We start from the raw sequence: 13,461 nt of genomic DNA, 5'->3' as shown, positions 1-13,461 counted from the left end.
GGAGTCAATTGGTCTTACCAATTTCAAGTTCGTATCGCTAAAGTAACAAAGTATTCACCTTCTGTCCATATTGGTTTTGATTGAAATCAGTAAACCCTGCACATTTTAACAACCTTACAGAAATAACGTTTCAGAAATGTAACTTTGCACAAATGAGTTGGTTACCCACAAAGAGGCAGTTTTAACCTTAATGAAACGAGGTGTTTTGCAATCTGAAGCGATTCAACAACGCAAATAATGAAAATTCGCCCACTTACGGAGCATTTTTATTCTATAGGTTGGGGTAGGAAGGATTTACAGGCCAACTTACAAATGCTTTCTTTTTATTCAACTCGTCATCAGCCCTTCATAAAGCAGGTGCATTCACGGGCACTTACCACTATTCTGGCGCTTACGGAAGTCATCTCCGCTTTTTTCGGTCTCATTAACCGTAAAGAATTAAATACAGAAAACGGATATTCATAATTACACACGCACAGCGTGAACATAACAACCACACACGAGGTTTCAAATGGAAGCTCAACAGCACGGCGATCAGCTAAAGCGCGGGCTTAAAAACCGCCACATTCAGCTCATCGCATTGGGTGGTGCTATCGGTACCGGCCTGTTTCTGGGAAGCGCATCCGTTATCCAGTCTGCCGGCCCTGGCATTATTTTAGGTTACGCAATCGCGGGTTTTATTGCCTTTCTGATCATGCGCCAGTTAGGTGAAATGGTGGTCGAAGAGCCTGTAGCCGGTTCATTCAGCCACTTTGCTTATAAATACTGGGGGAGCTTCGCAGGCTTCGCTTCCGGCTGGAACTACTGGGTACTGTACGTTCTGGTTGCCATGGCTGAGCTGACCGCCGTGGGTAAGTACATTCAGTTCTGGTACCCGGAGATCCCAACCTGGGCCTCTGCTGCGGCCTTCTTCGTCATCATTAACGCCATCAACCTGACCAACGTGAAAGTGTTCGGTGAGATGGAGTTCTGGTTTGCCATCATCAAAGTTATCGCCGTTGTGGCCATGATCATCTTCGGTGGCTGGCTGCTGTTCAGCGGTAACGGTGGCCCACAGGCCACGGTACGTAACCTGTGGGAACAGGGCGGATTCCTGCCGCACGGTATGAGTGGGCTGGTGATGATGATGGCGATCATCATGTTCTCCTTCGGGGGGCTGGAGCTGGTCGGTATCACCGCCGCTGAAGCCGACAACCCGGAGCAGAGCATCCCGAAAGCCACTAACCAGGTTATCTACCGTATTCTGATCTTCTATGTGGGCTCACTGGCCGTGTTGCTCTCTCTGCTGCCGTGGACGCGTGTTACCGCAGATACCAGCCCGTTTGTACTGATCTTCCACGAGCTGGGCGATACCTTCGTGGCAAACGCCCTGAATATCGTGGTGCTGACCGCTGCGCTGTCCGTTTACAACAGCTGCGTATATTGCAACAGCCGTATGCTGTTTGGTCTGGCTCAGCAGGGTAACGCCCCGAAAGCACTGCTCAACGTCGACAAGCGCGGCGTGCCGGTAAACACCATTATCGTCTCGGCTGTTGTGACGGCGTTGTGCGTGCTGATTAACTACCTGGCCCCGGAATCGGCTTTCGGCCTGCTGATGGCACTGGTGGTTTCAGCTCTGGTTATCAACTGGGCAATGATCAGCCTGGCGCACATCAAGTTCCGTCGCGCCAAGCAACAGCAAGGTGTGGCGACTCGCTTCCCGGCCCTGCTTTACCCACTGGGTAACTGGGTGTGCCTGCTGTTCATGGCGGCGGTGCTGGTTATCATGTTGATAACCCCAGGCATGGCAATTTCTGTGTACCTGATCCCAGTATGGGTTGCGATCCTCGGCGTGGGCTATCTGGTTAAACAGAAAAATGGCAACGCAGTGAAAGCACACTAATCAGCCCTTCCACTCTGCACGCCTTTTCGGGTGTGCAGAGTGTTGTTACCTTCCTCACAAATTCCCGCCTACAGCAATTTTATCCATATCACCGACCTTATACTGCAACGCAAAAATTCCTTTGCCAGCAAATAATTCTCTCCATACCGAAACCTGGAGAGCAGTCAATGGATAACAACAAACTGTCAGTAAAAGAAAAGATCGGCTATGGGATGGGAGACGCGGGATGTAATATCATCTTCGGCGCCATCATGTTGTTTGTTAACTATTTTTATACGGATATTTTTGGCCTGGCACCTGCACTGGTCGGCGTATTGCTGCTGTCCGTTCGCGTCATTGATGCCGTAACAGACCCTATCATGGGGGCCATCGCTGACCGAACCCGCAGTAAATATGGTCGGTTTCGTCCATGGCTGTTGTGGATAGCTTTCCCCTATGCACTGTTCAGTATCCTGATGTTCACCACGCCAGAGTGGAGCTATAACAGCAAAGTTATCTATGCTTTTGTCACTTATTTCCTGCTGTCTCTGACCTACACCGCCATCAATATTCCTTACTGCTCGCTGGGTGGCGTGATTACTAACGATCCTAAAGAGCGCGTTGCCTGTCAGTCTTATCGCTTTGTGATGGTCGGTATCGCGACGCTACTGCTGTCACTCACGTTGTTGCCGATGGCCGACTGGTTCGGTGGGGATAACAAAGCCAAAGGCTACCAGATGGCCATGACCGTGCTGGCGCTGATTGGCACCTGCATGTTCCTGTTCAGCTTCTCGACCGTACGCGAGCGCATCCGCCCGGCGGTACAGACCAATGACGAGCTGAAGAACGATCTTAAAGACGTGTGGAAGAACGACCAGTGGGTACGCATTCTGCTGCTCACGCTCTGCAACGTCTGCCCGGGCTTTATCCGCATGGCCGCCACCATGTATTACGTGACCTGGGTGATGGGCCAAAGTACCCACTTCGCCACCCTATTTATCAGCCTGGGTGTGGTCGGCATGATGTTTGGCAGTATGCTGGCGAAAGTGTTAACTGACCGCTGGTGTAAGCTAAAGGTGTTCTTCTGGACCAATATCGTGCTGGCGATTTTCTCCTGCGCGTTTTACTTCTTCGACCCGAAAGCGACAACCACCATCATGGTGCTCTACTTCCTGCTGAATATCCTGCACCAGATCCCTTCCCCGCTGCACTGGTCACTGATGGCCGATGTGGACGATTACGGCGAGTGGAAAACCGGTAAACGCATCACCGGGATCAGCTTCTCCGGCAATATCTTCTTCCTCAAACTGGGGCTGGCGATTGCCGGTGCAATGGTCGGTTTCCTGCTCTCCTGGTACGGTTATAACGCCGGGGCAAAAGCGCAAAGCGCAGACGCCATCAACGGTATTGTGCTGCTGTTCACGGTGATTCCGGGCGTCGGGTATCTGATTACCGCCGGCGTGGTGCGTTTGCTGAAGGTTGACCGTGAAACCATGAAGCAGATCCAGGAGGATTTGGAAAAACGCCGCACTAACTATCGCAAGCTGAACGACTATACCCTAAATAATTCGAGTTGCAGGAAGGCGGCAAGTGAGTGAATCCCCGGGAGCGTACATAAGTACGTGACTGGGGTGAACGAGTGCAGCCAACGCACATGCAACTTGAAGTATGAAGGGTATATCAGGAACTCAAAGCCGCTGAGACTAAATAAGGAAAGCTGAATGCAAACCTGGCCAAATCCGTTTATCGAACAACGGGCCGACCCGTACATTTTGTATCACGAGGAGCAATACTATTTCATTGCCTCTGTGCCGCAGTACGACAGACTGGAGATCCGCCGCGCAGACTCGCTGGAAGGACTGCGCAGCGCCGATGAAGTGGTTGTCTGGCGTAAACCCGACACCGGCCCTATGAGTGAGCTTATCTGGGCACCTGAGCTGCATCACATTGACGGCAAGTGGTACATCTATTTTGCCGCCACCCATACCCAGGCGCTCGATAAGCTCGGGATGTTCCAGCATCGCATGTTCGCACTGGAGTGCGCCGACCCGGATCCACTTACCGGAAAATGGCAAGAAAAGGGGCAGATTAAAAGCCAGTTCGACACCTTTGCACTGGATGCAACCACGTTTGTGCATCAGGGAAAACGCTGGTATCTGTGGGCGCAAAAAGCCCCGTATATCTCCGGTAACTCCAACCTTTATCTGTGTGAAATGGAGAATCCCTGGACGCTCAAAGGCCAGCCGGTAATGCTCAGCAAGCCGGAATATGACTGGGAGTGCCGCGGATTTTGGGTTAACGAAGGTCCGGCAGTGCTGGTGCACAATGACAGGCTATTTATCAGCTACTCCGCCAGCGCAACCGACGAGAACTACTGCATGGGGCTATTGTGGATTGATATGAACGCCGATCCGCAAAACCCGGCGAACTGGCAGAAATCGCCGCGCCCGGTATTCACAACCAGCTACGAAAATCGCCAGTATGGGCCGGGGCACAACAGCTTTACGCAAACGCCGGATGGAGAAGATGTGCTGGTGTATCACGCACGTAACTACACCGAAATTGAAGGCGATCCGCTTTACGATCCTAATCGCCATACCCGCCTGAAGCTTGTCCGCTGGGATAAAAACGGGATGCCTGATTTTGGCATCCCGCCTGCTGATACGCTTTAACCGAAGTGACGGCGTGCTGGGCTACACCAGCGTGCCGTAAATGGTCAGCAGCGCCACGACCACCACGACTACAAAGGATGTTTTCTTCGCCATCGACACAGCCGCTTTTGGCGTCTCTATCTTGTCAGTGTGTGGTTCACGCGCCAGAGAGAACTGCGCCAGACGCGTTAACACCTGGTACTGCGCAGTATGGCGGTCACCCAGAGAGGCAAACCACGCTGGCAGCGCTTTTTCGCCGTGGCCAATCAACGCATACACCACTCCCACGAACCGCACTGGGATCCAGTCCAGCACATGCAAAATAGCATCTATCCCGGATTGCAGTCGCTCATGCGGAGTGAGGTATCGGGCAAGCCAGGTCTGCCAGGCGCGTAAAAATGCATAACCCATCAGCAAGACTGGCCCCCACGGGCCGCCCACCACAAACCAGAACAACGGGGCCAGATAAAAGCGGAAGTTAATCCACAGCAGGGCATTTTGCAGCTCGCGAAGAAAATCACGCTCGTCACAATCAGGCGGAACGCCGTGGATCATGGTGAGTTCGCTCGCCATTGCACTTCGCGCATGGGCATCATCCCGTGATGCTGCCTTCAGATAAGCGTGATAATGCAAACGGACTTTACCCGCGCCGATACACAAAACGCCGAGCAGGATCCACACCACCAGCAACGGCACATTGAAAAAGAGGCCGTGCAGCGAGCGCAACAGCAGGAAAGTTATCAGCATCACGCCTGCGGTCATCAGTAGCGTGCGAAGCAGGGAAAAGTGTTTGATACGACGGAAGAGGACTTCCAGCCGGTGATCCAGTTGCCAGTGTTCACCGAGCTTGAACAGACGTTCCGCAACGATAACCAACAGCATGGTAAACAGCGTCATGTTATCTCCTTATCTGACGATGCGGTAAGCATGGTGTGAAACCGCGACCAGTCGAATGCCGGGCCGGGGTCAGTTTTCCTTACCGGAGCAATATCACTGTGCCCCGTTATATTATCGACTATCGCAGGATACAAACCGATAAGGGTCTGCGTCACAGCAACCAGTTGCTGATACTGCGCATCGGTATACGGCGTGGTATCAGTACCTTCCAGCTCGATCCCGACTGAAAAATCATTGCAGCGTTCGCGCCCCTGATAAACCGACACCCCCGCGTGCCAGGCGCGCTTATCAAAAGGAACATACTGGACAATCTCCCCATCACGACGGATCAGACAATGCGCCGATACGCGCAAATGGGCAATTTCTGCAAAAAAGGGATGAACATTGGGATCAATCGTTCCCGTGAATAACGCATCGATCCACGGACCGCCAAACTCACCCGGCGGAAGACTAATGTTATGAACCACCAGCAGTGAGGGCTGTTCATCCTCCGGGCGGCAATCGTGGTGCGGCGAGGGCACATGCCGCGCATCCACCAGCCATCCGTTCTCTAACAACATGCTGGAACTCCTTCTGTATGGTGCTATTACTCGGTTCAGAGTAGCATGTTTCAATATTATGATTCGTTACCATTTTGGAGTTTTATCATGCCGCCTCGCCGCTACAACCCCGACCACCGACGTGACGCACTTCTGGAACGTATTAACATGGATATTCCGGCAAGCGTTGCCCATTCTTTGAAAGAAGACCTGGGCGGCGACGTCAATGCCGACAACGATATTACCGCACAATTATTGCCAAAAGAGACACACTCGCACGCCGTCATCATTACCCGTGAAGACGGCGTATTTTGCGGAAAACGCTGGGTTGAAGAGGTCTTTACTCAGCTTGCGGGTGACGATGTTCAGGTCACCTGGCATGTTGAAGATGGCGACGTCATTACCGCAAACCAGCCGCTGTTTGAGCTTGATGGCCCTTCCCGTGTGTTGCTGACCGGTGAACGTACCGCGCTGAATTTTGTACAGACGTTGTCAGGCGTAGCCAGCGAAGTGCGCCGCTACACCGACCTGCTGGCAGGCACGCATACCCAGTTGCTGGATACCCGTAAAACGCTGCCAGGCCTGCGCACAGCCCTGAAATATGCGGTGTTATGTGGCGGTGGCTCGAACCATCGTCTGGGTTTGTCCGACGCCTTCCTGATTAAAGAGAACCACATTATTGCTTCTGGCTCCGTGCGTCAGGCGGTGGAAAAAGCCTTCTGGTTACACCCGGACGTGCCGGTTGAGGTGGAAGTGGAGAACCTGGAAGAGCTGGATGAAGCCATCAAGGCCGGGGCAGATATCATCATGCTGGATAACTTCGAAACCGACCAGATGCGCGAAGCGGTAAAACGCACGGACGGCAAGGCGCAGCTTGAGGTATCCGGCAACGTGACGTTTGAAACAATCCGCGAATTCGCTGAAACGGGTGTCGATTTCATCTCCGTTGGCGCACTAACTAAACACATCCGCGCACTCGATCTCTCAATGCGCTTTAAGTAATACCGCCTTTCCCCTCTCTGCCCGGAGAGGGGAAATACGAAGCCGCTCGCAACTCTGTTGTCCCGCACTGCAACCCCGCATTAATTCGCTGAAAGCGCCTTCACACTTCCTTTTTTGCCACTCGTCTGTGCTCCTCCTCGCTGCCACAGTAGCGCCACTTTTTCTAAGGAGCAGATATGAACAGACAACATGGATTCACGCTGATTGAGTTAATGGTGGTCATCGGCATTATTGCCATATTAAGTGCGATCGGCGTACCCGCTTACCAGAACTACCTTCGAAAAGCCGCGCTAACCGACATGCTGCAAACCTTTATCCCGTACCGCACCGCCGTTGAGCTTTGCGCCCTGGAGCACGGCGGCGTAGAGAGTTGCGATGGGGGAAGTAATGGCATCCCCTCGCCCGTTACCTCTCGCTATGTTTCCGGCATGAGCGTGACAAAAGGCACGATTACACTCACAGGACAAGAAAGCCTGAACGGCCTTGACGTCAGCATGACGCCAGTTTGGGACAACAGCAACGGTATGACCGGCTGGACACGGACATGCAGCATCGCGAACGACAGCGCGCTTAAGCAAGCCTGCGAAGACGTCTTCCGCTTCAACAGCAATTAACAGGAGCGGCTGATGAATACGGAACAACTGATGGCGCTCTGTCAGCGCTACCATGCGCAGCTGCTCACAAGCGATGCCACTATGGTCAACATAGCAGTGGTGGGTACGCCTGCCGCAGAGCTGATGGAAGCCTTACGTTTCGCGACGCAAAAGCGCATTGATATTGAATGCTGGACGAGCGAACGCATGGAAAAACACCGGCAGCTGGCATCGCAATCACATCTGCCTGTGGCATCAACGGCCCACTCCGCGGTGGATATTCTCAACCGCACGCTGTTGCAGGCCATGCGTCAGAGGGCATCAGATATTCATATTGAGCCGTCGGAACACGACTGCCACATTCGCCTGCGCATCGATGGCGTACTCAACCCACACACAACCCTCAACGCCGGGTTGGCAACCTCGCTCACAGCGCGGCTAAAAGTGCTGGGCAACCTGGATATTGCGGAACGGCGTCTGCCCCAGGATGGTCAGTTTACGGTCGAACTGGCAAACGAACCGGTCTCTTTTCGTATCGCCACCCTGCCCTGTAGCGGCGGCGAGAAAATCGTTCTGCGCCTGCTACAGCAGGAACAACAGGCTCTGGATATTGCACAACTGGGCATGAGTGCAGAACAGCAGGCTCAATTTACCGAAATGCTCCGCCAGCCACAGGGGTTGATCCTGGTTACCGGGCCAACGGGGAGCGGTAAAACCGTCACCCTCTACAGCGCCCTGCAAGCGCGTAACACGCCGGATGTGAACATTTGCAGCGTCGAAGATCCTATCGAGATCCCGCTTGCAGGCCTCAATCAGACCCAAATAAACCCGCGATCCGGGCTCACCTTTCAAAGCGTATTACGCGCCCTGTTACGCCAGGATCCCGACATTATTATGGTGGGTGAAATTCGTGATGGTGAAACGGCAGAAATTGCTATTAATGCCGCACAGACCGGGCACCTGGTGCTCTCCACGCTTCATACAATTTCGACGACAGAGACGCTGATCCGCTTGCAGCAAATGGGTGTCGCTCGCTGGATGATCTCATCTGCACTCTCTCTGGTGATAGCACAGCGACTGGTTCGCCGGTTGTGCCCCCATTGCCGACAGGAGGGGCAGACCAAAGCCGTATTGCCTCTCACACTTTGGCCGCGAGAGCTACCGCAGTGGCGACCAACCGGGTGCGATCGTTGCTATCACGGCTTTTATGGCCGCATTGCTCTGTTTGAGGTTCTGACCATCGACAACGACCTGCGCCAGGCCATTTCCAGTGGTGCCGCAATTGAGGTTATCGAAGCAAGCGCCCGGCAGACCGGGATGACAACCCTGTTTGAACATGGCTGTATGGCGGTCGAGCAAGGGCTAACCACCGTGGAAGAGCTGGTACGCGTGCTGGGAATGTCCAATGGGGGCTAATCAGCTCTGGCGCTGGCGGGCGCTTACAGAAGAGGGCGAGTTACAAAACGGAGTGATGTGGGCCATCAATCGTGAAGCCGCATTTACGGCATTAATGCGAAAAGCGCTACATCCTTTGACGCTGATACGCTGTTCGCAGCGTCGTCGGTGGCAGTCTCAACACTGCTATGACGTTTTTCGGCAGCTCGCGACGCTTCTCAAGGCAGGTCTTACGCTGTCTCACAGTCTTGAGATGCTGGCGCAGCAACACCCTGTCACGCAGTGGCAGGCGCTGTTGCAAAGTCTGGCTGACGATCTTAGCGAGGGATGTGCCTTGTCTGCAGCGTTAAAAAAATGGCCAGAGGTATTCAGCCCGCTCTACGTTTCAATGGTGAAAACAGGCGAGCTCACGGGCAAGCTGGAAGAGTGTTGCCGCCAGCTCGCACAACAACAAAAATCGCAGCAGCTGCTTAATACGAAGGTGAAAAAAGCGCTGCGCTACCCGGTAATAATCCTGACGCTGGCCGTTGCCGTTGTACTGGCGATGGTCACGCTGGTCTTGCCAGAATTCGCGGCCATCTACAGAACATTTAATACCCCTCTGCCGCTGTTAACGCAGATGGTAATGGGACTGGCAGTGTTCATTCAGGAATGGGCAATTATTCTGGCCGTATTAGTGCTCGTTCCGCCCGTCGTTATTTACCGTCTTCGGCGGTATCCGCGATGGCAGCGCGTGAATCAGCGAATAGTCCTGTATTTACCCATTATGGGCGCACTGGCCAGGGGGCAAAAACTGGGGCAGATATTTACCGTGTTATCACTCACACAGCAGGCAGGTATTGCTTTTTTACAAGGTCTGGAAAGTGCGGAAGAAACCGTTGATAACCTATTCTGGCGGGATGTTATTCAGGGGATGCGGGAGAAAATCGAACAGGGAACGCCCGTCTGGTCAGCATTTCAACATGCTGCGGTGTTTACACCACTCTGCATTCAGTTGATACGTACCGGGGAAGTATCCGGGGCTCTTGATATCATGCTGGAGAATCTTGCACATCACCACACGGAGCAAACGCTCCAGCAAGCAGACAACCTGGCGGCACTGCTGGAGCCAATACTGTTGATTGTGACGGGAGTCATAATCGGCACGCTGGTGGTCGCGATGTACTTACCGATTTTCCATCTGGGGGATGCGATGAGTGCGGGTTAGTGCTGGCGCGAGGTTATGCGCCAGCAAGAGCCATCAGAGGCTATTGAATACGCGGTTTTCCTGCTCCTGAACGCGGATAAACGTGGTGCGTTTAGTCAGCTCTTTCAGGCGTGAAGCCCCAACGTAGGTACAGGCTGAGCGCAGGCCACCGAGAACATCGCGCGCCGTATTTTCGACAGGGCCGCGCAGTGGCAGCTTCACGGTTTTACCTTCTGCTGCACGATATTTTGCCACGCCACCCACATGACGGGTCATCGCGGATTCAGAGCTCATACCGTAGAACAGCATAAATTTCTCGCCGTTCTCTTCAACCACCGTGCCGCCACTCTCTTCGTGACCTGCCAGCATTCCGCCAAGCATCACGAAATCGGCACCGCCACCAAAGGCTTTAGCCACATCACCCGGCATGGTGCAACCACCGTCGCTGATAATCTGGCCACCAAGACCGTGGGCTGCATCGGCACACTCAATCACCGCAGAAAGCTGCGGGTAACCCACGCCGGTTTTTACACGCGTAGTACACACGGATCCCGGGCCAATACCCACTTTCACGATATCCGCACCGGAGAGGATCAGCTCTTCACACATTTCGCCGGTCACAACGTTACCCGCGATAATGGTTTTAGTCGGCCAGGCCGCACGCGCTTTGCTGACGAACTGCACGAAGTGCTCGGAATAACCATTCGCGACATCAATACAAACAAAATTCAGCGCCGGGTTAGCCGCCAGGATCTGTTTGGTCTTTTCAAAATCCGCATCAGATGTACCGGTAGAAACCATGACATGCTTAACAACATCGTCAGACGCTGACGCCACAAAGGCATTCCACTCTTCAGTGCTGTAGTGCTTATGCACGGCGGTGAGGACATCGAATTTTGCCAGCGCCGTTGCCATTGCGAAGGTACCCACAGTGTCCATGTTGGCCGCAATGATTGGCACACCAGACCAGGTCTGACCGGAATGTTTAAAGGTGAATTGACGTTCGAGTTCAACGTCTGAGCGACTTTTCAGTGTAGAGCGTTTAGGGCGGATGAGAACGTCTTTGAAACCTAACTTCAGATCTTCTTCGATACGCATGTGCGGATTCCTGGGGTTAGAGGCAAATATGTTAAAAGCACAACTCCAGTGACGCTATCATACGCACTAATACCTGCTCCGCAAGACTGCGAAATTCTCTTTTTTTACGCTACAATCCTATAAATTTACCTGGTAGAAAGCAGGTAAAGAGAGTTAACCATTCGCTGCTCTAAGTTTAAATTTTAAGTAACTGATTTTAATAATGAATAATTCCCAGGATTTGATTTAATGGGGTACATCGTCGCGTTAACCGGCGGCATCGGTAGTGGCAAAAGCACCGTTGCAGACGCTTTTTCTCGTCTGGGCATCCCGATTATTGATGCCGATATTATTGCCCGTCAGGTGGTAGAACCCAATACACCCGCATTAAAGGCCATCGAAGCGCATTTCGGGCGTGAAGTCATCAATGCAGATGGCACACTCAATCGTCGTCAGCTTCGCGAGTGCATTTTTTCTGATTCTTCGGAAAAAGCCTGGCTTAATGCTCTGCTCCACCCCATTATCCACCAGGAAACTCAGCGTCAGATTACTGAAGCCCGTTCACCCTACGTACTGTGGGTTGTACCCCTATTGGTGGAAAATCAGCTTCAGAAAAAAGCCGACCGGATTCTGGTTATCGATGTTTCCCCCGAAACGCAGATCGAGCGAACAATGACGCGCGACCATGTCTCGCGTGAACATGCTGAACAAATTCTTGCTGCTCAGGTCACGCGTGAAGCGCGCCTTGCTGTTGCGGATGATGTTATTGATAATAACGGCGCACCAGATGCTCTTGCATCGGATGTTGCCCGTCTGCACGCGCAGTATCTGACGTTCGCCGCGCAGGCCGTTGCACAGGAAAAACCATAATGTCTACTAATATCCTTTTTGAGCACCCGCTTAACGAAAAAATGCGTACCTGGCTGCGTATCGAGTTTTTAGTTCAGCAGCTTTCACAACATCTGCCTGTTAACGATCACGCCACTGCGCTGCATTTTTTCCGCAATGTTGGCGATCTACTGGATGTCATTGAACGCGGTGATGTTCGCACCGAGTTATTAAAAGAGCTTGAGCGCCAGCAGCGTAAATTACAGGCCTGGACTGAAGTGCCGGGCGTCGATCAAAGCCGTATCGACTCGCTTCGCCAGCAGCTGAAAACCAGCAGCAGTGTGCTGATGGCCGCTCCTCGCGTGGGGCAATTCTTGCGTGAAGACCGGCTTATCGGCCTGGTTCGTCAGCGCCTGAGCATTCCTGGCGGCTGCTGCAGCTTTGACCTGCCGACACTCCATATGTGGTTGCACATGCCGCAAACCCAGCGTGATGCGCAGGTGAATAGCTGGCTGGCAAGCCTTGAGCCAATGAACCAGACGCTGTCACTCATTCTCGACCTGGTTCGCAATTCAGCGCCCTTCCGCAAGCAAACCAGCCTGAACGGTTTTTATCAGGATAACGGTGATGATGCCGATCTGCTGCGCCTGAACTTATCTCTGAGCGATCAGCTTTACCCGCAAATCTCCGGCCATAAAAGCCGTTTTGCGATTAGATTTATGCCTCTGGACAGCGAAAATGGCCTCGTGCCTGAACGCCTCGATTTTGAGCTGGCCTGCTGTTAAGGAGTATTGATGTCTGACGTAACAACCGTAAGCTGCCCTACCTGTGGGAAAACCGTAGTCTGGGGCGAAGTGAGTCCGTTTCGCCCATTCTGCTGTAAGCGTTGCCAGTTAATTGACCTGGGCGAATGGGCTGCGGAAGAGAAACGCATTCCAAGCGAAGGCGATCTCTCTGACAGCGATGACTGGAGCGAAAACCAGCAGTAATCTGTAAAGCCTGCTGGCGCTTCGCTTAGCAGGCTTACGGTTGTGCGACTAATCTCAGGATCACAGGCTCATTTGCCGGTGGGAATTTATCGGCATCGCTTGCCTGAAGCGCCACCCAGTCACCCGGCTGCCCCTCTTTTCCCCAGGGTTCCCCTTCCCAGTTTTCAACAAGCCAGAACCACAACGTGATGTGGCGGTCAGGGAACTGGTACTCAAGCTTATCGAAAAGCGTTGCCCCAACGGGGGTGATCCCGACCTCTTCCTGAAGCTCGCGAATCAGCGCCTGCTCCGGCGTTTCACCTGACTCAATCTTTCCACCCGGAAATTCCCACTTATTCGCCATATGAGCATCTGCTGCCCGCTGGGTAATGAAGATTTTGTTTTGTGGGTTGCGAATGATCCCGACGGCAATTTGCAGTGTTTTCATAGTGTGACTTCCATAA

Annotated in this window: 14 protein-coding genes; 10 read left to right on the top strand and 4 right to left on the bottom strand. The window is 53.1% G+C overall.

All coding sequences use genetic code 11. The annotated features are described in order from the left end of the window. Positions 1-511: 511 nt before the first annotated feature. From aroP to ACT9TW_RS09045, 3 genes are all read left to right on the top strand, one after another. The gene (aroP, locus tag ACT9TW_RS09055; RefSeq protein WP_446492185.1) at positions 512-1,882 is read left to right on the top strand and encodes an aromatic amino acid transporter AroP; all 1,371 of its coding nucleotides are present in this window, start codon (positions 512-514) and stop codon (positions 1,880-1,882) included. A 167-nt stretch (positions 1,883-2,049) separates the two neighbouring features. Beyond that, complete coding sequence (locus ACT9TW_RS09050) at positions 2,050-3,459, top strand: glycoside-pentoside-hexuronide (GPH):cation symporter (RefSeq protein WP_446492184.1); 1,410 nt, start codon at positions 2,050-2,052, stop codon at positions 3,457-3,459. A gap of 123 nt (positions 3,460-3,582) precedes the next feature. Continuing rightward, positions 3,583-4,533 (top strand): glycoside hydrolase family 43 protein, encoded by a 951-nt coding sequence (locus ACT9TW_RS09045; RefSeq protein WP_446492183.1) that lies wholly within the window; start codon positions 3,583-3,585, stop codon positions 4,531-4,533. A gap of 21 nt (positions 4,534-4,554) precedes the next feature. Here the strand turns inward: ACT9TW_RS09045 and ampE are convergent, their stop codons facing one another. Both ampE and ampD read right to left on the bottom strand, forming a co-directional pair. Continuing rightward, positions 4,555-5,409: a beta-lactamase regulator AmpE gene (ampE, locus tag ACT9TW_RS09040; RefSeq protein ID WP_446492182.1), complete on the bottom strand. Its 855-nt coding sequence runs from the start codon at positions 5,407-5,409 to the stop codon at positions 4,555-4,557. Next, entirely contained in the window at positions 5,406-5,969 is a 564-nt protein-coding gene (gene ampD / locus ACT9TW_RS09035; protein ID WP_315687923.1) for a 1,6-anhydro-N-acetylmuramyl-L-alanine amidase AmpD, read from the bottom strand. Before ampD ends, ampE begins: the two co-directional genes overlap by 4 nt. Before the next feature lie 87 nt (positions 5,970-6,056). Between ampD and nadC the strand changes: the two genes are divergently transcribed. The 4 genes from nadC (at position 6,057) to hofC (ending at position 10,145) form a co-directional block, all read left to right on the top strand. Next, positions 6,057-6,950 (top strand): carboxylating nicotinate-nucleotide diphosphorylase, encoded by an 894-nt coding sequence (gene nadC / locus ACT9TW_RS09030; RefSeq protein ID WP_446492181.1) that lies wholly within the window; start codon positions 6,057-6,059, stop codon positions 6,948-6,950. A 176-nt stretch (positions 6,951-7,126) separates the two neighbouring features. Then, positions 7,127-7,564, top strand: coding sequence for a prepilin peptidase-dependent pilin (ppdD, locus tag ACT9TW_RS09025; RefSeq protein WP_446492180.1), 438 nt, complete (start codon positions 7,127-7,129; stop codon positions 7,562-7,564). 12 nt (positions 7,565-7,576) lie between these two features. Continuing rightward, on the top strand, positions 7,577-8,959 hold the full coding sequence (gene gspE / locus ACT9TW_RS09020; protein WP_446492179.1) for a type II secretion system protein GspE: 1,383 nt from the start codon (positions 7,577-7,579) through the stop codon (positions 8,957-8,959). Continuing rightward, positions 8,949-10,145 (top strand): protein transport protein HofC, encoded by a 1,197-nt coding sequence (hofC, locus tag ACT9TW_RS09015; RefSeq protein ID WP_446492178.1) that lies wholly within the window; start codon positions 8,949-8,951, stop codon positions 10,143-10,145. Before gspE ends, hofC begins: the two co-directional genes overlap by 11 nt. Positions 10,146-10,178: 33 nt before the next feature. Here hofC and ACT9TW_RS09010 read toward each other — a convergent pair whose 3' ends face one another. After that, positions 10,179-11,222, bottom strand: coding sequence for a GMP reductase (locus tag ACT9TW_RS09010; RefSeq protein ID WP_446492177.1), 1,044 nt, complete (start codon positions 11,220-11,222; stop codon positions 10,179-10,181). Positions 11,223-11,450: 228 nt separating this feature from the next. Between ACT9TW_RS09010 and coaE the strand changes: the two genes are divergently transcribed. From coaE to yacG, 3 genes are read left to right on the top strand one after another with little or no spacing between them, the layout of a single operon-like run. Next, positions 11,451-12,071: a dephospho-CoA kinase gene (gene coaE / locus ACT9TW_RS09005; protein ID WP_182059587.1), complete on the top strand. Its 621-nt coding sequence runs from the start codon at positions 11,451-11,453 to the stop codon at positions 12,069-12,071. Then, on the top strand, positions 12,071-12,814 hold the full coding sequence (gene zapD, locus ACT9TW_RS09000) for a cell division protein ZapD (protein WP_182059586.1): 744 nt from the start codon (positions 12,071-12,073) through the stop codon (positions 12,812-12,814). Before coaE ends, zapD begins: the two co-directional genes overlap by 1 nt. A gap of 9 nt (positions 12,815-12,823) precedes the next feature. Then, complete coding sequence (yacG, locus tag ACT9TW_RS08995; protein ID WP_006810106.1) at positions 12,824-13,018, top strand: DNA gyrase inhibitor YacG; 195 nt, start codon at positions 12,824-12,826, stop codon at positions 13,016-13,018. 34 nt (positions 13,019-13,052) lie between these two features. Here the strand turns inward: yacG and mutT are convergent, their stop codons facing one another. Further along, complete coding sequence (gene mutT / locus ACT9TW_RS08990) at positions 13,053-13,445, bottom strand: 8-oxo-dGTP diphosphatase MutT (protein WP_182059585.1); 393 nt, start codon at positions 13,443-13,445, stop codon at positions 13,053-13,055. Positions 13,446-13,461: the final 16 nt, after the last annotated feature.

The organism is Enterobacter sp. C4G1 (assembly GCF_052886895.1).
This window is presented reverse-complemented; position numbering and strand designations above follow the sequence as displayed.